At 46.4% G+C, this 22,802-nt stretch carries 11 protein-coding genes; 10 read left to right on the forward strand and 1 reads right to left on the reverse strand.

From position 1 onward, the window contains the following. Positions 1-34 precede the first annotated feature (34 nt). Complete coding sequence (locus tag PAENI_RS14285) at positions 35-955, reverse strand: helix-turn-helix domain-containing protein (RefSeq protein ID WP_188114570.1); 921 nt, start codon at positions 953-955, stop codon at positions 35-37. On the opposite strand from PAENI_RS14285, the gene PAENI_RS14290 reads away from it, so the two are divergent. From PAENI_RS14290 to PAENI_RS14335, 10 genes are all read left to right on the forward strand, one after another. Continuing rightward, positions 954-3,203, forward strand: coding sequence for an FAD-dependent oxidoreductase (locus tag PAENI_RS14290; protein WP_149645745.1), 2,250 nt, complete (start codon positions 954-956; stop codon positions 3,201-3,203). The two genes, PAENI_RS14285 and PAENI_RS14290, sit on opposite strands and share 2 nt — an antisense overlap. A 121-nt stretch (positions 3,204-3,324) precedes the next feature. Further along, positions 3,325-5,331, forward strand: coding sequence for a cache domain-containing sensor histidine kinase (locus PAENI_RS14295; RefSeq protein ID WP_188114571.1), 2,007 nt, complete (start codon positions 3,325-3,327; stop codon positions 5,329-5,331). Then, positions 5,303-6,739, forward strand: coding sequence for a response regulator (locus tag PAENI_RS14300; protein WP_149645747.1), 1,437 nt, complete (start codon positions 5,303-5,305; stop codon positions 6,737-6,739). Before PAENI_RS14295 ends, PAENI_RS14300 begins: the two co-directional genes overlap by 29 nt. 105 nt (positions 6,740-6,844) lie before the next feature. Next, a complete protein-coding gene (locus PAENI_RS14305) occupies positions 6,845-8,182 on the forward strand; it encodes an ABC transporter substrate-binding protein (protein WP_149645748.1) in 1,338 nt (445 codons plus the stop codon). A 118-nt stretch (positions 8,183-8,300) separates the two neighbouring features. After that, a complete protein-coding gene (locus tag PAENI_RS14310; protein WP_149645785.1) occupies positions 8,301-9,170 on the forward strand; it encodes a carbohydrate ABC transporter permease in 870 nt (289 codons plus the stop codon). A 17-nt stretch (positions 9,171-9,187) separates the two neighbouring features. Further along, complete coding sequence (locus tag PAENI_RS14315) at positions 9,188-10,036, forward strand: carbohydrate ABC transporter permease (protein WP_076283675.1); 849 nt, start codon at positions 9,188-9,190, stop codon at positions 10,034-10,036. 109 nt (positions 10,037-10,145) lie between these two features. Continuing rightward, positions 10,146-13,445, forward strand: coding sequence for a sugar-binding protein (locus PAENI_RS14320; protein WP_149645749.1), 3,300 nt, complete (start codon positions 10,146-10,148; stop codon positions 13,443-13,445). A gap of 18 nt (positions 13,446-13,463) precedes the next feature. Beyond that, complete coding sequence (locus tag PAENI_RS14325) at positions 13,464-14,420, forward strand: alpha/beta fold hydrolase (protein ID WP_149645750.1); 957 nt, start codon at positions 13,464-13,466, stop codon at positions 14,418-14,420. Positions 14,421-14,842: 422 nt separating this feature from the next. After that, a complete protein-coding gene (locus tag PAENI_RS14330) occupies positions 14,843-15,784 on the forward strand; it encodes a hypothetical protein (protein WP_149645751.1) in 942 nt (313 codons plus the stop codon). Between the two features lie 109 nt (positions 15,785-15,893). Next, a complete protein-coding gene (locus PAENI_RS14335; protein ID WP_149645752.1) occupies positions 15,894-22,667 on the forward strand; it encodes a stalk domain-containing protein in 6,774 nt (2,257 codons plus the stop codon). Positions 22,668-22,802 lie beyond the last annotated feature (135 nt).

The following is a 22,802-nucleotide window of genomic DNA, read 5'->3' on the forward strand; positions in this document are numbered from 1 at the left end:
CTTGTGCAAGAGAATTCATCCGTCCGATCTAAGCCTAGACGCGAGGCAGGCTACGATACTGTGAAGGGGGCATTCCCCGTTTGTTCCGGAATATACGACTCAAATAGAAGCCGTTCTCATATCCGCACAGCTGCGCAATTTTGTCGATACTAAACTCTGTTTCTAGCAGCAATTTGCTAGCCCTGTCCAGCCGTAGCCGTGTCATATATTCAGAGGGAGTCATTCCGTAGGCCGCACGAAAACGTCTCGTCAACTGCACCGGGGTAAGCTGTAGCGAGAGCGCTAAGCTCTTCATATCGACCGGACCGAAAATATTGGCGGTGATGAAGTGGGCCGCCTTCCGCATCTCCTCATCGGCAATCACCACTGTTAACCCTATTTCCTTCGGCACGTTCCTCTCCAGCTCGTACAAACGCCACATATCGCTTACGAGGTGTTGTTTTCGCTCTATTGCGGCCTTATCCTGTTCCAACGCAATTAGTCGCAAGTAGCGGTAGTCTGAGCAAAGGCGTTCGATGTCCGCGATCATCAGATTGCCAGTCAACGAGCGCTGCTCTTCAAGCGAAGGCTCCGTGTTCCATGTGAAATGAATAAAGTGAAAGGTCAAAGGCTCAAGTGACTTCCTATGAAACCAGGTGTTTGGAGGACAGACCACCAAGCTGCCGAACCCTGCTTCGCCTTCTTGATCTTCAATGCGGTAAGTGAATCGGCCTTCTTCCACAGCCAATATTGTCCAATAGGAATAAATATCCCGGTCGAGAGCAAACGACTCTTTCTTGTCCCAATAAAAGTGCGTCACTAGCCGGATCGCAAAGTCACTTCGCATTTTATCACCACCAATGTTATGAAATAAAGTATATACCTTATCGTAACATGGTGCATGGAAATTGAAAAGTTGATAGCATACGATGAAATCATGGATATTATAGTACTTTAAAAGGAGATATTCAATCATGAGACAGGAAGTTATCATATCAGATATTACAGTTGTCGGCGGCGGCTTGGCGGGAGTGAGTGCAGCTGTTGCTGCAGCCCGTTTGGGCAGGTCCGTATCACTTATTCAGAATCGTCCTGTGCTAGGCGGAAATTCAAGCAGCGAGGTACGTGTATGGGTGTGCGGGGCTACCGCTCACGGAACGAATCGGTATGCGCGAGAAACCGGCATAATGGGTGAGCTTTTTCTTGAAAACCAGTACCGCAATATCGACGGGAATCCGTATATTTGGGATATGGTTCTCCTTGAAACGGTTCGCGCAGAGCCCAATATCCGCTTGTTTTTGAATACCGATGTTCATGAGGTGGAAGCTGACGGCGATGCAGACAATAGGGTCATCCGTTCAGTTACCGGTTGGATGATGGGGTCAGAGCAGCGTATTCGTTTTGAAAGTAGCATGTTTCTAGACTGCTCGGGCGACGGACTGGTTGGATTTCTGGCCGGGGCCAAGCATCGTATCGGCCGAGAAGCGAGGGAAGAGTACAACGAGGATTGGGCACCGCCCGTTGCAGATGACATTACACTGGGAAGTACAATGTTCTTCTATACGAAGGATGCAGGCCATCAGGTCAAGTTTATACCGCCAAGTTTTGCGAAGGATATCACGAAGACGACCATTCCGATGACGCGCGTCATCCGCAGTGGCGATAATGGATGCGCTTATTGGTGGATCGAGTGGGGCGGTGAAATGGATACGGTTCTCGACAACGAACGTATCCGTGACGAGTTATGGGCGGTGATCTATGGCTTATGGGACTATATTAAAAATTCAGGCAACTTCAATGCCGACAACATGACGCTGGAGTGGGTGGGCTCGATTCCAGGCAAGCGGGAGTACCGTCGTTTCATTGGTGATTATATGCTAAACCAGAACGATATCGTTGCTCAGCGCGAGTTTGAAGACGCTGTGGCCTTCGGTGGTTGGTCTATCGATTTGCACCCGCCACAAGGGATGTATTCGACTGAAAGTGGCTCCAAGCATTTGCATGCAGACGGAGTCTATCATATTCCGTTCCGTTCCCTATATTCTGTCAACGTGAACAATTTGATCATGGCCGGCCGCGACATCAGCGCATCGCACGTGGCTTTCGGAACGACCCGTGTCATGGCTACATGTGCCGTCATCGGCGAGGCTGCCGGCACTGGGGCTGCATTATGCACTGAGAAAGGGGTCTTCCCACGTGAGCTATACCAGACTCATCTACGTGAACTTCAGCAAACACTGCTTCACCAAGGTGCGTCTATCATCGGTCTACGCAATGATGATGTGACCGATTTGGCACGGAGCGCGAAATTAAAAGCTTCCAGTACATTGACGCAACTATTTGTGAAGAAGCCGATCGAAACCTATCCACTTGCTTCCGACACCGGCCTGCTTCTGCCGGTCGACCCGGAGCTGAACGGAATCGCTCTATTTGTCGATGCCGCAGAGAACACGACATTGGAGCTGGAGCTATGGGACACCGGTCGCGGTGAAAACTATGTCCCGCATACGAAACAACTGGCGACATTGACTCCGGTAACAAAAGGCACAGGACAACATGTGATCGTGAACCTCCATTGGAAGCCGGCCACCCCACAAAACGCATTCCTAGTGGTCAAAGCCAACGAACGGCTTGCCTTACATCTGTCTGATGAGTCTCAATTTGGAGTGCTTTCATTTGCGAAAGGGCCACGCCCCGTGGTTTCTCCGGATCTCGGAGATCATCAACCAAGTCAGCCGGTCGTGCAGTGGAATATGCGTCCATTTAACCGCAAACCGATCTGCTTCCGTCTCCTCTCGCCAACGCAAGCATACGCAGCGGATAAGGTTATCGACGGATATCACCGACCGTTTGCTGGGCCGCATCTGTGGTCGTCAGCCTCACTTCGGAAAGACTCACCGGAGTGGTTGGAGCTCAATTGGCCAGCACCGGTCAGCATTCGCACGGTGCATATCACATTTAACGACGATGTGAACGAGGATCTGATCAATCTTCATCATCACCGCACAACGTTCGAAGTGATTCCCGAACTAGTCAAGGATTACCTTGTGCAGATTGATGTGGATGGCGAATGGATTACCGTTGCCGAAGGCCGAAACAACCGAAAACGCAGAGTTGTCCATTCATTAGAACGGCTGGTTACCTCTAATCGGCTTCGCGTTGTGGTAGAAGCGACGAACGGTTGCCCGAGAGCCGAGATCTTCGAGATTCGCGTATACGAATAGCAAACAACAAAGACCCGTCTGCAGTTCTGAAACTCCCAAGAATCGTTATATGAATCAACAAGTTTTATATCTTCTGGATTCGTTTTACAGATGATATAATCGAATGAATAAAGAGAGATTCATGACAAGATCAATGAATGAGCCGGACTTAAGTATCGGAAGTGGCTCTGCAAGGCTAGTATTGTTAACCATACTCCATACACCAATACCCACGATTGACTGTGGAAAAAAACCTCTTGAAACAGAGGTTTTTTTTGCCTATTCGAGAAATCTGGAAACTCTTCAGACAATGAGAACATTCAACTACATTTTTGGGAGTGGATCCTACACGATGTTCAACTGGCGCTATTTGCTTCCGAACAAATTGAAGTACAGGCTGATCATGGCTTATATCACCCTTCTGATGATTCCTTTGTGCATAGCTATTTTTTATCTGTTCCAGCATTTTGAATCGATTCGTCAGAAGGATATGATGGATCGGATGTCCGAGCACATGCAGCAGGTTCATGTGTCCTTGACAGATATGATGGCATTCGCCTATAAGGCGAATATTATGCTGAGCCAGGACGAGAGCCTGATCCAAATTATGCACGATCCGGACAAATACGATCCCCTTGAGCGAAAAAAAGTCATCGAGAGTAAGATGTTTGGCATCAACAACAGTTTCTTCTTCCATCAGACAGAACTGTATTTTAGATTCATCGACCTGAAGGGCAATGTATACACCTCCTATGCACCTGCCGGCCGGTTGACTAACGAGCTCAAAACCTTACAAGATTGGCAGGATAAGCTACATAGCGGGACACATTCATACCGGTGGGTGGCGGATGATTGGAATGACGTAATAGGCAGTAAAGGAAGCAAGGTTTTAAGCCTGTACATAGTCCTGGATGACCCACTGCGTGGAAACTTCGGACTGGCGCGCATCAGCATCAATATTCAGGAATGGTTCCTGAGCACATTAAAGGATAGTCCGGCTAACCAGGATTTGACCATCTTTACGGGACGAGGAGAGACTGTTCTCCAAAGTAAGAAAACAACCTTCAGTATGGATATGTTGCATAGAATTACGTCGCTACAGGCAAAGGAAGGACACTATGAGGATAAACGTTCCTCATCCCTAGTCAATTACAGCTATCTTGAAGATCTGGATTGGTATGTGGTCAGTCAAATGCCGTTAAGCGAACTGCAGCAGGAAATCCGGCAATTAAGGTTTATCGCATTCCTCTTTCTGACGATTCTGGTCATCGTCTACGTACTAGTAACCATCATCCTATCTGCTCGTATGACGAAGCCGTTGGTTGTCTTAGAGCGGAGCATGGAGGAGGCATTGGACAAGAAGCTGAATGTCAAAATCAGTATCGGAAAGGGGGCAACTGACGAGGTGCGTTCCCTTGGTGACAGCTTTAACCACATGATAGATGATGTCATCGCACTCATTAACAAGCTTAAGCTGGAGGAGCGGCAGAAGCAGGCGGTACGTTTTCAAATGCTGCTCTCCCAAATGAACCCGCATTTTCTGTTGAACACCTTGAATACGGTCAAATGGATCGCCAGAAAAGAAAAGCAGGAAGCGATTGCTGGCATCTGCACTTCTTTGGGGCTAATCCTGGAGGCCAGCCTGAACTCGGAAATTGAGCTGATTCCCCTTAAAGAAGAAATGAAGCTGCTGCGTTCCTACGAATCCATTCAGTCCTTTCGCTTCAGGGATCATTTCATCGTCCGCTATGAATTGGATGGGCCGGTTCAACATGCTCTCGTTCCCAAGCTTAGTCTTCAGCCTCTGGTGGAGAACGCTATCGTCCATGGCTTTGACATGACGGAAGGGTGTGGCATGATTTGGGTGAGGGTGAGAGCGGAGGGTAGAGAACTTATCCTGGAGGTGGAGGATAATGGTATCGGCATGGAAGCGGCCGCACTAAAACCGGGAAGACGAAGCGGTCATGGCATCGGACTGAGTAATCTGAGAGAAAGGCTACAATTGCTTTTTAAGCGGGAAGGTTCCATGGAGATTATTTCAGGCGCGGAAGGGACCCTTGTTCGGCTCCGGCTGCCTTTACTGATAGCAACACCTTATTCACAGGAAGGAGGCGATGGGCATGTGGGCGATTTTACTAGTGGAAGATGAGGCATTTGTCCGGGAGACCCTACGAGATACGGTGGAATGGGAACGGCACGGATTTTACGTTGTGGGTGAGGCTGGGAACGGTAAGGAAGCTCTTACGGCTATTCTGGAGCTTAAGCCTGACGTCGTGATCGCGGATATTGTTATGCCGGGGATGGACGGGATTGAACTGTTGAAGGAGACACGGAAAGCGGGAATCCGCAGCCGGTTTATTATGCTGACGGCTATGAGCGATTTTGAATATGCCCGGGATGCCCTTCAATACGGGGCCTTCAACTATCTCTTGAAGCTTTCCTTGAATGATGAAGTTTTGCTCGAGAATCTGGCGCGGATTAAGGGAGAACTGCTTGAGGAGCTTAGCGTAGCTAGTGAGGCACTTTATCCTTATTTTCACCGTATTTGGTCGGGTATCCGGGGAACGGTCGCAGCGGCCGATCAAGATCAGACCGGAACAATTGCGGTAACGGAGAAATTCCACGGCTTAGAACTTGAAATTTATACCATACTGAGTGGAGCTGTATCCGCTACTGCGGAAAAGATGAATATTCAGACAGAGGAATATCTGTTGGTTCAACCCTTCCATGAAGGAGGACTGACAACTTTCTTTTGCTGGGGCTTTGGAAAGAAGGCAACGTGTGCGAACAGACACAAACATATCCTTTCGATTGGAATGGCTTCCGGCAGCAGTCTGAGCCAGCTGTCCCAGGATTGGCGCTCAGCACTGAATCAGTTGAACAGATATTGGTACGGCTCAATGGGAGGTCAGGTGAAGGAGCGGCATGAACTGCCGCCGATCGCAGAGCTGGAAGCAGAGCTGATCCGGCGTTTCGAAGTACGCGACGAACGCCAATGCACCGAAGTGACAGCTTTAATGTGGAAGAGCATGGAAGCCTCTTCGTTCTCCCATGTAGAAGTGAAAATACTGGCTGCCCATCTTGTTCATATGCTAGCCATGCTAGCAGGACGAAAATCGGAGTACCGGCAGGAACTTGACTCAGCCATCAGCCATGCGTCGCTGCTTGTTCATGTACAGCAAGTCATACATAAGCTAATCCAGCAAATGAAGGAAGAACATGTAAGTTTTACAGATCATCCTGAGGTAAATCGGGTGATTCAATATATGCTGGAGCATTTCAAAGAAAATATCAAGATTGCGGATTTAGCCAAGCTGGTATCCATTAACGTCGATTATCTAAGCACCGTTTTTGGTAAAAAAACCGGACTGACACCGATCGCCTATTTGCAAAACATCCGGATCGAGCAGGCGAAGCGTCTTCTGCTGCATTCCAAACTGAATATGGAGGAGATCGCTTTTCAGACAGGCTTTGCCGATGATGCATACTTCATTAAGGTGTTCAAGCGCATGGTTGGACAAACGCCTAGCTCCTTCAGGCGTGAGAATAATACCTAAGTTTTGTACTATTCATCTGTAAGTTTCAACCCTGATGAGGCAAGGGATTGATTGGTATAGTTGGGTGGAATCAAACAATCCAATCAAAGGGAGGTTGCAGGGAAGATGAGAAACAGAAAATGGATGATGACAGGGTTTGCTCTGTTTATGACCGTGCCTCTGGCACTCGCCGGCTGTGGTGGAAGCGGGGGCGGGAAGCAAGCAGAGGGAGCTACTTCTCCTGGGGCAACTAAGACCAGCAGTGAGCCGATCAAACTTACCCTGTGGGGAGCGGTACCATCCGAGAATGGCCCACAAGAGGTCGTAGACAACTGGAATAAGCAACATCCGGATGTTCAGGTGGAGTATGTGCGGTTCGTCAATGACGATGCTGGGAACCTGAAGCTGGATACAGCTCTCATCTCTAATCAGCCCGTGGACATGTACGTCAACTATGATTTCAGCCTTTACGAGAAGCGGATTAAAGCAGGCAACGCACTTGATTTGGGCAAATTCTCCGATTACAACGTGGACGATAAGATGGGGAAAGGCGCTGCGCTATGGAAAGTAGACGACAAGTATTATGGTCTGCCTACCCAAAAAGGCTTGTCTTTTGTCTGGCTGAACAAGGATATGCTCGATGCAAAAGGACTGCCGGTTCCGACGGATTGGGGGCTGGAAGAGTTCAGAGATTACGCTGCCAAGCTGAAGAGTGACAAGGTATGGGGATTGGCACAGAGCGATTATTACTTCACCGTGCCTATCAACGGGTCCTTACAGAAGCAAAGTTTGCAACTGACCAAAGACGATGGAACTTCCGCTTTTTATAACCCGCTAACGGTCAAGACGCTTCAGGTCTATTCGGACATGATGTTCACCGATAAGAGCCTGATGCCTCATACGGAGCAGATCACTTCGAAGCCTGCCTTGGACCAGATGTTCGTGAAAGGAGAAGCCGCAATGTTGTTCTCCACGAACCAGATCTTCCGCACGACGAATAATATAGCTGAATTTCCCCGGTCGTTCAAGGTGGCAGCGGCACCAGCTCCCAAAGTGAACAAGGATCAGACCGATTATATTAACGCCGGTGGCCTGGGAGATGTGATTTCCATCAATCCGAGCTCCAAGCATCAGGAAGCTGCCTGGAAATTTATACAGTGGTATGCGGATGAAGGGATGCTGCCGATGGCGGCGGGCGGAAGAGTACCTTCCTCCAAGGACTTCCCGGTCGATGAGGCTGTCGCGCTAATGTTCAAAGGTGTGGAAGACACGTATGATCTGGATTCAATCAAACGGGTGATGTTCGGTGATCTGCCGCTGGGTCTGAGCCGTTTGGACCGGAAGACAGGAAGCGAGCAACAAGCTATCTATGACAACGTGTTTTCTCGGAAGCTGACAGCTGAAGATGGCGCGAAAGAATTAGCGCGGGTGCATAACAAGAATTTGCAGGCATCATCCAAATAGCACAACCTGGCCAAGGAGGGGCGGGTGATTCGTACCGTATCCCTCTATACACCGCTAGCTGCCTGATGATGCAAGTTACCTTATTTAGAGAGAAAGGCGGTGACCGATCGTGAGCTGGATGAAGCGACAGAGACTGATTGGTTATGTGTTTATCGCCCCCAATCTTATCGGAATGACCGTGTTTATGCTCATTCCAGCCCTGTTCTCCTTTTATTTAATGTTTACGGATTGGGTATTCGCTAGTGGGGAAGCCCCGCACTACGTTGGATTGGATAATTTCAGGATGCTGGTGAGAGACGATTTATTCCTAGTATCGGTCAAAAACACCTTGCTGCTACTGATCCCTGTACCGATTTCTATCATGCTTGGGTTTCTGATTGCTGTCATGCTAAATAATCGGACGTATTTTCAAAAGACACTCAGAGCGTTCTTTTTCGCTCCGTATTTTACCAGTGGCATAGCCATTGCTTTTGTCTGGATGGTACTATTTCAGCCTAGTAGTGGTCCGATAAATGCCTTTCTACACTCCATTGGTATAACTGATCCTCCACAATGGTTTGCTTCCCCGGATACAGCAATGTATGCAGTGCTGATTATGATGACCGCAGGTGGCATTGGCTATAACATGATCATTTATTTAGCTGCCTTGCAGGAATTGTCCGCCGAGCAACTGGAAGCCGCGAAGATAGACGGAGCAACATTTGGGCAACTGCTGCATCTCATTATTTTTCCATTAGTGAGTCCAACGACGTTTTTCTTAATGATTACTGGTTTTATCGGCTCGATCAAGGGATTTGGCATGATTTATGCGATTACCCAAGGCGGGCCGGGCAATAGTACGACGGTTTTCTCGATTTTTGCATATAAAAAAGCCTTCAACTTCTATGAAATGGGGTACGCGTCGGCTGTCTCGTGGACCATGTTCCTGATCATCCTGTGCATCACGCTTATTCAATGGGTTGGTCAGAAAAGATGGGTCCATTACTAACAGAGGGGAGACGCACAATGGCTAGGAGAAATGTAAGAGTAATCAGAACACGGGTGATGAGAACCTTCAATACGATCATCATGGCGCTTGCAAGTCTGCTGCTGCTGTCACCAATGATCTGGATGATCAGCACTTCGTTTAAGAAGCCGAAGGACGTTTTTAACTATCCGATTCAGTGGATTCCGCACGATCCTGTATGGACCAACCATTTTAAGGTTTGGACGACTGGAGACGGATTTTCGCTTTTTTATTTCAATTCCTTGAAAATATCTTTGATTTTGATGATTGGAGCTCCTTTGTTGGCCGCTTTTGCCGCATATGGTTTCAGTCGGATTCCATTTAAGGGAAGGAACGCCATCTTTTTGCTGTATCTGTGTCTGATGATGATTCCACAGCAAGTGTTGTTTGTCCCGAAATTCATCATGTTTGATTGGATGAAAATTTATAATACCCATTGGGCGCTCATCCTCCCAGGCTTATTTACGGTATTCGGCGTCTTCATGATTCGGCAATTTTTCATGAGCATTCCCCATGAAATATCGGAAGCGGCTTTCATTGACGGAGCCGGTCATTTCCGGATATTCTTTCAACTGTTTCTGCCGCTATCCAAACCAGTGCTTGCAACCTTCGCAATTATTGATTTTACATGGACGTGGAACGATTACGAGAATTCCTTGATCTTCCTGTTAGACAAAAGATTGTTCACGGTACCGCTAGGCATGCAGAATTTCATGCTGGAAGCGGGAGTGGATTATAACATGATGATGGCTGCCGCTACAGCGGGAGTCGTGCCGCTGCTCATTGTCTTCTTCATGGGCCAAAAGTATATTATTCAAGGCTTCTCAAGCTCTGCTGTCAAAGGATAAACAACGATACGAACAATAGAGATAGACGGAGATTAAAGACGCCTCGGGGTCCATTCAAAATGTTTTATGATAGCGCATACAAAAATGTTTTAGGAGGAATTTCGTCTGTATGAAGAGGATATCGATTGTGATTGTCATGGTTTTATTGTCCAATCTGGTATTGTTCTACAGTCCTGCGCATGCAGCAGCGGATTTTAATCATGTACTGAGTGATTTTGAGCAAGGAGACGATAACTGGATTTTCGCTATGGGAGATTCGCCTGAAGTGAAGGGAAGCTTCAATCGGATCGAATCAGCTGAGAGTTATAACGGAGCCCAAATGGGACAAATAAAAGCAGATTTCAGCCTAAGACCAACGGGATCGCCATTTGCATCCATAAAAAAAGAGGTGGATGAGCTAGATATTGAACAACTGGCGTTCTGGGTCAAAACCTCGGACTTGAAATCACTGCGAATCAGAACGACAGATTCGACAGGGCAAACATTCCAACAGCGCATTACATTGCAAAATACATCGGATTGGCAGCAAGTTGTCGTAAGTCAGATGGGATCGAACACATTTACTTACTGGAATGGAGCAAATGACGGTGTATGGCATAAACCGGCAAACGCCATCACAATCATTTTCGACCGATTTGATATGAAGAACGCCGCGTTACCGGCCACTATCCTGGTTGACCACATGACGGCTCAGATGGGTGATTGGCAGCCAGAGCTGAAAATTCAGCAAACAGCACTTGGCAATATTTTTCTGGATTCTGAACCGAACGTTTTTATTGTAAGAACAAGCAGACCATCAGTAAGTTGGGCCACATATGATATTTATGGCGCACAGATTACTTCGGGAAGCGAGAGTCCGGTCAACGGGAAAGCTCAGATCACGGTGCCTTTCAGCAAATTGGGCTATTTTACGCTTGAAGTTACTGCGGAGAGACCCGGCAGTGAACCCCTGGTCCGAAGTACAGCTTACGCCGTTGTTTCTTCAGCATTGCCACCCGGTAATGGGGAATCACCGTTTGGTGTCAGCACGCATTTGAACTGGACTGCCTCCGGGTGGAGCAAAGAGCTGAGTAAACTTATCCGTTATATGGGCGCATCCTTCGTTCGGGATGGCATGGAATGGAGCAGCATCGAGAAACAAAAAGGCGTCTATACCTTCGCCCCTTCACCGGATGATTATATGCAGAAGCTTGCGGAGAATGATCTTAAGCTGCTTTTTGTGGCGGCATTTAACAACCCATTCTACGATAATAATGCAACACCCTACACGGATATAGGAAGAAGGGGACTTGCGGAATACGCTAAAGCTTATATAGAGCAGTACAAGGATCAGCTCATCGGTTTCAATGTATACAATGAGTTCAATGGCGGGTTCGGCAAAAGGGGCAACAGTCCTGCCAATTCGCAGCCGAACTATTACTTCAATCTGATGAAAGAGACCTATAATGTCGTTAAACCGGTCCATCCGAATGTGCCGGTTGTCGGTATCGTCTCAGGAGGCGTCGACCTTGACTGGATTGAAGGTGTACTGAAAGGCGTAGGAGAAGGCGAGGACAAAAACGCAGGACTGAAATATCTGGATGCTGTCTCTGTACAGACCTATATGGACCCGAACGCACCTGACGACGTATTTGCAAAATTGAAAGGTCTGAAAACTTTGATTAAGCAATACAATAACGGCAATCTGGTACCGATCTGGGTAACAGAATTCGGATCACCGACACATCAATCTGCAAAAGGCGTCGATGAGAAGACCCAGGCCAATTATTTGCCGCGTGGTTTTGTATCGGGATTGAGTCTCGGCGTAGAGCGGATGTCTTGGTATGATTTTATGAATGACGGACTTCGAGCTGATTATAATGAGGATAATTTCGGACTGGTCCGACATAAGGATGACCCGATGGGGGCCTATACACCGAAGCCGGCCTATGCGAGTTATGCCGCAATGAGCAGACAACTTGCCGGTGCAGTATTCAAGGAAATTGAGCAATTCGGAGATCCGATCAGAAGCAACTTATTCACAAAAGGTGGCGAAAATCTTAGAGTTGTCTGGGCGCAGAGTGACACTCAAGCCGTTATCGAAACGGATAACAACCTAGAAATTACTGATTTTATGGGAAATACAGAAATTTACTCCCCGCATCATGGCAAGATCTATATGTCGATAACGGGAGAGCCATTCTATATCAAAGGAAGCATCAACCGGATCGTTACGGACGGCACATTTACAATCGCTGGAGGGCAAACAGCAGTAGGAGATCCGCATGCGTTCAACTTAACGATTAATAACGATGATCTGCCTAACCTGACTATAACAGCGAAGATGGAGGAGAATAGCTATCCGATTGAAGCGGTGCAAGGTCAAACAGAAGCGCTTACTCTAAGCATTAACGAGACGCGAGAAGGTTTCCGTTCGGTAATCATTCACTTGTTGGACGAAGCTGGCAACAAGATAGGCAAGCTACAGCATAGCGTTGCAACCGGCGTACCACACAAGGTTACGGTCAGACCTGCGATGCAACAGAAGGAAGGACAGTACAGTCAAACGCTAAATATCGATGTAGAAAACTTCAGAAAGGCCGCCGGTCTTACTGTCGACAGGGTGATTTGGCAGGTTGGAGAACAGTCCGATCAAGAGCTTATCAACACGGTCGTACTGCCAGGCAGCAAACAGCAATTCAGTATCCCGCTTAGTCCGATCGCGCTGGGAGGGGATCAGCCGGCGTCCATCCGCGTCGAGTTTGCGGAGCAGGAGCCATACGTCTATAAAGGAAATTTTAGTTTTAATCCGATCAACCGGGGGACGATTGCGATCAATGACCATATCGAACCGGAGATTGAAGCTATGACGCCTACAATCGATTTGTCGCAGGGTAAGCCTGTCTTGCTCTCCGGCCATAGCGGAACCATTGGCGTGAGCGGTCAAGCCTGGCTTCACTTTGATCAGGATCATCTGTATCTGACGGCCAAAATTAAGGATAATGTTCACGCAGTAGCGTCTTCCGGCGCTGATATTTGGAATAATGACAGCATTCAGTTTGCGTTGTCTCCGGGAATTCCGGGCGAGAGCCGGGGATGGTATGAGTATGGCATATCGGATTCGCCTAATGGTCCGCAAGTCTATCGCTGGACGGCGTTGGGGGGATTGCCAGCAGGGCTGGTGCAACATAGCGAAGCATCGGTAACCAGGAATGAGGAACAGAAGCTGACGATTTATAAGCTAGCTCTACCTTGGTCGGAGCTGACACCGATTGCACCTCAGCATGGAGATGTGATGAGCTTCTCGCTGCTCGTGAATGAGAATGACGGACAGGGACGACGAGGCTGGATCGAATGGGCAAGCGGCATCGGTTCCGAGAAAAGACCGAGTTTATTCCGCTCCATGCAGTGGATGATGCCGACCCAATAAGCAATAAGGAGAAGAACTATGCCACTTGTTGATATGCCGTTAGAACAATTGAAAACCTATGAAGGAACGAATCCACGCCCAGCGAATTTCGATGAATATTGGGAGCGTGCTCTGGCAGAGATGCGGACTGTTGATCAGCAGCTTGAGCTGGTGCCTAGCAGCTTTCAAGTCCCCCATGCCGAATGCTTTGACCTGTATTTCACAGGCGTGAAGGGAGCGCGAATTCATGTGAAGTACGTGCGCCCCAAGAATATGGAAACCCCTCATCCGGCTGTCGTTATGTTTCACGGCTATTCCGGCCATGCCGGGGATTGGAGCGAGAAACTGGCTTATGTATCGTTAGGCTTCTCTGTGCTTGCCATGGATTGCCGCGGCCAGGGGGGAACCTCGGAGGATGTAGGAGGGGTAAAGGGAAATACGCATCACGGACATATTATCCGCGGGTTAAATGATCACCCGGATGAACTGCTATTTCGTCATATTTTTTTAGATACTGCACAGCTTGCCGGAATAGCGATGAAGCTGCCTGAAGTCGATCCTGAACGCGTTTACGCTGCAGGGGGATCTCAGGGAGGTGGACTTACGATAGCTTGTGCTGCATTGGAGCCGAGAGTGAAGAAGCTTGCACCGATTTTCCCTTTTCTTAGTGATTACAAGCGTACATGGGACATGGATTTAGATCAAGAAGCTTATGGCGAGCTGCGTACGTATTTTCGCTACTATGATGTGCTTCATCAACGCGAACATGATGTATTTGAGAAGCTCGGCTACATTGACATACAATTTCTAGCTGATCGAATTCGTGGCGAGGTCATGATGAGCGTCGGGCTAATGGATACCATATGCCCGCCATCTACGCAATTTGCAGCATACAATAAAATGAACACGATGAAGCAGCTTGTTATTTATCCTGACTTTGGACATGAGTATTTACCGGGTTCGTCCGACCGGACGATGCAATTTTTCCTGGAGTAATGAATCAGAACGAGATATCAACATTAAAATAATCACCCATAATTACATTTAAACGTTAATATCTAATGGCTTCGTCCTTTGTTTTCAGAGGGCGAAGCCATTAGTGTTTTGGGGATTATAACGGACAGCTCGCTTTAGGCTGTCTTTTGAAAACCAAAATTGAGGTGTTACTTTGTCAAAACGACAGTTCCTTTATAAGATATTGATCCCCTAGCACACACAAAATTGCGAACTAGAACTGTTTTTTTATTAGTCAAATTTGTTTTAATTCAGTCTAAATAAGCGCTTACATTAGAGGGCAGCTAAACTTACAATTATGTCTAACCATTTAAATTTGGGAACTTCTCCAGCAACGGCGATGAATTTCACTGTCATAGGCTTTCTTGCAAAGCTAGGTTGAATATTTGAAAGGGGGGGGCGTCATGGGGATTACTAGACGAAAAGCAACCGTGATTATTTTGTTTACCACTCTGATTGTTCTTGCTTTACTCGTGTTGAGTTTAACTAACAAAAAGGCGGAGCTACCTGAAGATTGGATATTTACAGTAGATGGATACGCCGTAACAGAGGACGAATTTCAATTTTATGTCAAGGAGCATAGAGCTATAACGGCAGACTATTTCTTCAGAACTTATGGGGTCCAAGTAGATGAGGGCTTCTGGACACGTCAATACGGAGAAAATCATGAAACCCCAACTGAATACGCCAAAAAATCTGCAATGACTGCATTGCTAAAGACCAAGCAGGAGCAATTTATTGCAGATGAGCGGGGGATCGCCCCTTACAAAAGCTTTGATGAGCTAAAATCCGACATGGAAGATGAAAATGTTAAGCGAGCTATGATGGATGATTCAGAAGGGACTTACTATGGATTGCCTCAGTTTGATTTAAATCAATACATGCAATATTTAAGTGGCGCCCGTTGGCCGGATTTGGTAGAAACGCAGGTTAAAAAAACGAAAATGAGCGAAGCAGAGTTGCAAGTTGAGTATGCATCAAAAAGTGCGGAATATGTTCGTGTTGCAAATGAATTGACGGCTGTGTTAGCGACAGCGGGACAGGCCAAGGAAGAGAAAGTGCTAAACCGTTTGGATATATCCAAAGAAGAAACCGAGTCTCTTAAGTTCTGGGAGTCTTTAGCTGCTGCTTCTGTAGGTGAGACAGTAATCGGTAAATATATGGGCGAGGATGTCGTTGCCACATTAACCACAAAACCGGAAATCACCAAGCTTAAACTGGAAGAAGTGAAAGATTCCATTCTATACGGATCGGCGGAGTCTGACTTGCGAGCGTTAATTGCAAATACGAATAAGTTGAAGATCGTATATAACGGTAATCGATTCAGTGAATTAGTAGTGAACTAGAATAGTTATGTTTTTAAGTTTATAAAAATCTATGTCTATTGAGGCTTCCATAGATGCAGATTTTTTATAAAGTATTAATTTATTAATTTCAAAGGGAGGAAGTTTTTGGATGATACGATCGAAATGGATGCAAAAAGCTTTGTCGATGATTACGGCAACTTCGTTGGTGTTCCCTGGTCTGTTCGGCTTGGCGCCTTCATCTGAAGTGTCAGCTGCGGGAGGGGGCGAATCTTTTGACTCTGTTGTACTAGAATTGACACAAGCGGCAGGTCAGGCAGGCAGGGTGAATCTTACCTATAAAGGTTCGCCTTTAAGCAGTCTCGTGAAAGGACCGGTTATTGACGAGGTTAATTATGATTCCAGCAATGCGAATCTTTTAACTGTTAATAATCAGGGGAACATTACTTTAGCTAGCGGTTATACATTTGCGTTGCCAGGTGCTCCGGGCATCCCGGTGACAATCACGGCCGCGGCGAGTTATTACCATGACTCAGATGTATTATTCATGGAGGATTTCGAGAACAACAATGGTCCAATGACATCAACTGGAAAATTAGGTTCGTCATACACGCTTTCCGATGCTCAGTCTCGTTCTGGATTGAAAGCGATTACACCTTCGAATGATACGAATAATGAAAATGTAGCCCAAGACGTGGCATTGCCGACAGGTAGCAATTATAAGATGACAGCATGGTATTTTGACCCGTATCCTGATGAGGAGAAGACAGCGACGGATAGAACTCAATTTGCTATTGTAGATGGCAAAAATGCCACCTTTGCCGGGACATTCTATCAAAGTTCAGAGGCTGATGTTATTCATAACCCGACTAGATATACTTGGGCATATGCACCATCATCAGCGGGTACAGCAGGCAACCGTTGGAAAGATAGCGGGGCTTTACGTTCCACAGGCTGGCATAAATTCGAGTGGCTCATTACACCGAATGGTGCGACTTTACAAATAGACGGAACATTAATATCCGATTCAGCGCAAAGTAATATTTACAAAGCTATGAAGAGCGGTACAACCATTCAGCCTAAAATAGCTGGAGGATGGAACAACCAGTCAGGTAACAAAGCTTATATTAAAAATAAACATCTAATCGACGATTTTTATGTTGTTAAAGATGTGGCTACAACAACAGGAACCAGAACATTAACATTAAATTTGGTACCTCCCGGTGGATTGCCAAATTTAGAAATAATCACTCAGCCAACAGCGGCAGAAGTGAAACAAGGTGAGACAGCAACATTTAGCGTTGCGGCATCAGCCGCTGCTTCAGTATATCAATGGTATGTATCTGACGACGAGTCTGGCTTGAACGGGACAAAAGTCAGCGGAGCTGATAAGGCGCTATTAACGCTTCCCAATGTGGACGCAGCTTCACAACAAGGCAATTTCTATTATTGCGAAGTGTCTTCGGCAGACGGAATTGTGGTGAAATCCAATGCTGCACCGTTGTTGATAACCACCAATACACAGGTGAATGCGCCAATTAAACCGACGCTCGACTCGGACACGGGCATTTATAGTGGCGCTTCCAATTACGGTGACACCCTTGTAACACTGTTCAAAGACGGTGGACCTGTTGGTTATTATTTATCGAAAAATGGAGGACCCGACCAGCCTAACAATCATGAAAGGCATCATGTTCTGCCCTATGCAAGGGCACTGGGAGTGGGCAACTACACGGTTACAGCCATTGTCATTAATAATGCGGGGGACATCAGTGAAGAAGTTGCAGCATCCGGAATATTAAAGATCGAGAAATTGCCTGTACCGGTAAATGTCAGATGGAACGGCACATACGCTACATGGGACCGCGTCGCTAACGCACCTGCCTATTCGGTTCAACTCTTCAGTAATGGAGTGGCTAAAGGAAGCCCGATTGCAGCAACAAGCAATGATGCGGCTTTGTTCCCGACTTTAAACGATACATTTAAAGTAAAAGCAAACGGCAGTGCAACGTCACGATTCTTGGACTCTGATGAATCAGGAGAGAGTGCACAATATTCAGCCAACATTGCACTAATTCGCCAGAGCGATACTTTACGGGCAGGAGATAGAACACGGTTAATCGTTGACACTGCTGATGTGTTCGTTGCTGATAACATCAGCTTCAGACCGGCAGATCAAGACAAGGATAAGATTAAAGTTGACGATGCCGGATTCGTGACGGTTAAGAAAGGTTATGTTCCGACAGGGAACGAAGAGGTTACTGTTCAAGTGAGCGTTGATTACTTCAATAAGGCTGACACTATGTTTTACGATGGATTTGAAGGGGAGAAGAAATTTTCAAATGGTGCGAACGGATATGTTCACAGCGATGTGATGTCCCGTACCGGAGGAAAAGCCGCAACATCAAGCGGCGCCGGTCAGGTGGCTACTGTTCCAGGTACCTATAATTACGCCCCTGCAACCGGTAAGACAACAATCGTTACTGCTTGGTACTATGATGATGGCAGAACGGCTTCCAATGACCACGCTGTCTTTGGTTTAACCCCATCATCCAATGAACATATCGCAATAAATTATGGCAATGGAGATGGCGATTGGGCGGCAAATCTGACCAATTACGCAGTCAGACCCGGTTCATCCGGGAGATTCTATCCTGTAGATGTCAAGCGAAGCGAAGGCTGGCATAAATTCCAATGGTTCGTTACATCAACGGGAACGACCTATAAAATCGATGGACAAGACATTCAAAGGCAATCAACAGATGGCGGCAATTTTGATACCCTAGTTAAGAACAATATTTCCAAGATCGATGCATTGCAGCTTGCTACGAACTGGGGCAACAAGGCTGGAACGATTAAGGATATACAGAACAGGCACTTTATCGATGACGTATATGTTATCGATAGTGGAATAACAGCCCAAACCGGAACATCTTCTATTACGCTAAAGCTCATGCCCAAAGAGTATAGCCACTTAGAAGACAGCACATATGTTATTGGTCTGGACGACTATAATATCACCGTAAATCCTGATTTAGCAGATCTAGCTGGAGTGGAGATCGGCGCTGTAACACTGCAGCGGGATATGGATTATACGGTTAGCGGTAATGTATTGAAAATTAACAAAGAATCATTCGCAAGAAATAATATCGTGCCAGGAAAATATACCGTTAGACTGGATCTGAATCCTGCCGAAATCACATTCGAGTTGAACATTCTACCACTTGAAGTCCGTGATTATTATTTCTCCAATAACGGTGACGATCATGCAGATGGACGCACACCGGCTACGGCATGGAAATCAATCTCCAAGATTAATGAATATGTATTTATGCCAGGTTCAACCATTTATCTGGATGCGAATAGCGTATGGAACGAACAAATCAGACTGCGCGGCAATGGTGAGGAAGGAAATCCGATTACGCTTACAAAATATAATACGACCGACCCTAACCAACGCCCGATAATTAATGGTGGAGGAACAGCATCAAGCCCATCAGGCATTTCCTTAAACGGTACAATTGAGTTATATGACGTTAACTATTGGGTAGTCAGTGGAATTGAAGTAACGAACATCGGCAATAAAGCAGGTGACGGCCGTTCCGGTATCGCTGTAATGTCACGGATTTCCAAGCTGGGACAAGGTCAGTTTAATATTCAAGATTATGCTGATGCTCGTATGCAAGGAATCGTCATTCGAGATAACTACGTTCATGATGTAAATGGGCTGCACCAAGCAAATGGAGCAAGTAAGGTATCCGGCGGCATCATTATTAATGGTTATGTAGATATATTGGTTGAAGGTAATAAAACCCTTCGCTGCGATAACGAAGGTATTCGCAACAATGCCTACGGGCCAAGCAATCCAGGGACGAATAACACAGGCATTACTTGGAGTAACTCAAGCTATCCTTGGGCATCAAACGCTGTGTTTAGAAACAACTGGATTTCTAGTTCGGTTGGAGATGGCATTGTCATGTCCGGCGGAAACAACTCCCTTGTGGAACGAAATGTGGTCACAGACAGCGGATACAGCTATTTAAGCGATAAGAGCGGCAACCTGGTTACGAACTGGGGGCCAAATAATACAACGCCAACATATCTAGGTTCGCAAAACTATGCGGCAGCGTGGATTATGGCAAGTAAAGGCACGATCTTCCGCTATAATGAAGCCGTGGACAACCCTTATCATGCAAGTAATGACGGTATGGCTTGGGACATCGACAACTATTGTCAGGACAATGTGTATGAATACAATTACAGCCGAAATAACTATGGCGGTTGGTACTTACAGATGAATGCTGCCAAGGGCAATATCGTTCGCTATAACATTAGCGTGAATGACGGTCGCAGCCCGGATTTTAACAAGAGCTTTAACAGTCTTATATTACTTGCGGGAGGTTCTTCAACGAGCGAGGAATTAAGCGGATTATACTATAACAATGTCATCGTCACACCATTGAAGAATAGCAGTTCGTTAGTATTTGATCCGACGGCCTCCAACTTGCATATTTATTTCCAAAATAATATTTTTGCCTACACTGGGGCAAACAACCAGGTTGGTCTGAAAGGCGGGGGAACATCAGCTTCATTTGCAGCCGGACGTTTTACGAACAACATTGTATATCCGGCTAATCTTTTTGGTAGCATGAACGCAGGCGGAGGCGGGTATCTAGGTGCAGGCGTAACAGCAACAGACAACCACTATGTATCGGAAGAGGAACTTAACTCTATATTAAATGATTATAAATCTGCGCCGGAGCATTGGATTACCAACAGCGGAACAGTGGATGCCAAGCTTGATTACAGTGCGATGAACGGGTTCCGTCTTGCTGACGGTAATAACCTGGCCTATGGTGGAGGTACCGAGATTGTAAGCCCATATGTGGATCGCGCGAACGCTCTGCCTCATATGACGGAGAGAACAGACTTCTTCGGCAATCCACTTAGCGACAGAACGCCTTCCATCGGCGCACACAACCCTTATGCGGTAACTTTTGATTCCAACGGTGGCAGCGAAGTGGTGATGAAGTTCGCAGATATGGGCGGGACAATTACCGAACCAACAGCGCCGACAAAAGAAAACACTATTTTCGGCGGTTGGTATCAAGATGCAGGATTAAACGATGTCTGGGATTTCGTTGCTGATCCTGTTACAAGGGATATTGAATTATATGCGAAATGGGTTGAAGACGCAGGTACTGCGCCAATGATTACGACGAAATCGCTTGCGGATGGCAAGGTAGGACAACCTTATTCGGCAGTTCTTACCACTGATAGCGATAAGCCGATCAAATGGGCTGTTGTAGATGGTCAATTGCCATCAGGATTGAGCTTGGATGAAGATGCAGGTGTTATCTCGGGTACACCGGATCAATGGGGTCAATTTACATTCAAAGTTCAAGCTAACAATGACGCAGGCAGTGACTCGAAAACGTTCAATATAGTGATCACTGAAGATGTCTCAGTTGACACAGCTCCGGAGATTATCACTAAGACTTTGCCGAGTGGCAAAGTTGGACAACCGTATACGGTAACATTAGCGGTATACGGCAGCGAACCGATTACTTGGAAGGTCCAGGGAGGAGATTTGCCAGTAGGTTTGAACCTAGATGAAGCAACAGGCGTTATCTCGGGTATGCCTCAAGAGGCAGGATATTACGAATTCACTGTTGGCGCAACGAATGATTTTGGTATAGATAAGCGAGTATTGAGCATCGAGATTAAAGAGGATAAGCCAGTGGAAACAGCTCCGGAGATTATCACTAAGAATATGCCATGCGGCAAAGTTGGAGAACCTTATACGGTAACATTAGCGGTATACGGCGACGAACCGATTACCTGGACAGTGAGTGATAATTATTTACCTGCTGGGTTGAATTTAGAAGGAGCTACGGGTGTTATTTCAGGGGTGCCTACTGAAGCGGGAACATACAAATTCACTGTTACGGCTTCTAATCATGCTGGCATGGATACGATAGAGTTAACTATCGTAATTAATGCAAATAATAACGGCGGAAGTTCAGGTGACCAAAGCAGTACGCCGACTCCTTCGCCAGAATCACCGATAGCGGATCTTATTGATGCTACAATCAAAGAGCAGCTGAAGAAAGGCAATTCCATAGCATTGACGATGTCAGCCGGAAAAGATGAGCTTGAGATTCAAAACGATACGATCGGTGAGATTATTAAAGCCGACAAACCGCTAACTGTTACGAATGACACCGTATCTGTTGAATTGTCCCCTGAATTGTTGAAGCAGTTGAATACAGGCAAGAGTATGAAGGTTGTCATTAAACCTGTAAATGATAGATACAGAGTTATAGGGCGGGGATATGAGTTGAAGATCTTCGCAGATGGCCGGGAAGTAACGGATTATACAGGGCTTATACCAGTAACCTTCGATCTGACAAAAGAGAAGTTGTCGACTAACGATATTAGCATGTTATGCGGTGTCATGCTTCGATTAGACGGTAACATGGAACGCTTAGGCGGCAAATATGACCATAAGACAGGTAACTTTACCTTCACGGCAAAAGGACTAGGCTATATCTTTGTTACAACCAAGCCTGAACCTGTGAAATTAGAACTTACTCTAGGTAAGAAAGGGTATAAATTAAACGGAATCGAAATGAGTATGGATGTTGAGTCGATGGTAGTTAAAGGCAGAACTTTAGTGCCGCTGCGCTTCGTTGCGGAGAGCTTAGGAGCAAATGTAGGCTGGGATAACATTACGAAAACCGTAATGATTACCTTGGAAGGTCAGACTTTGTCCATTGCGATCGGTGAACTTACACCAGGAATGGATGTTGCAGCTGAACTTGTAAACGGACGTACTATGCTCCCATTACGCTTCATTGCTGAATATTTTGGTGCAGTTGTATTCTTCAATAATACTACGAAATCCATTAGTATCATGAAGTAGTATTCGTTAGTATTCGCTTACAATAGCAGCTACACACGAAACCCTCTAGCATGCACTGCAGCGTCTCATAAAGATTCGTTTCGAGGACGTTGAAAAGGCAATCGCTGAATAATTATGAATATTTCATTTTCAGTT

Source organism: Paenibacillus sp. B2(2019) (genome assembly GCF_008370385.1).
Classification (GTDB): domain Bacteria; phylum Bacillota; class Bacilli; order Paenibacillales; family Paenibacillaceae; genus Paenibacillus_AQ.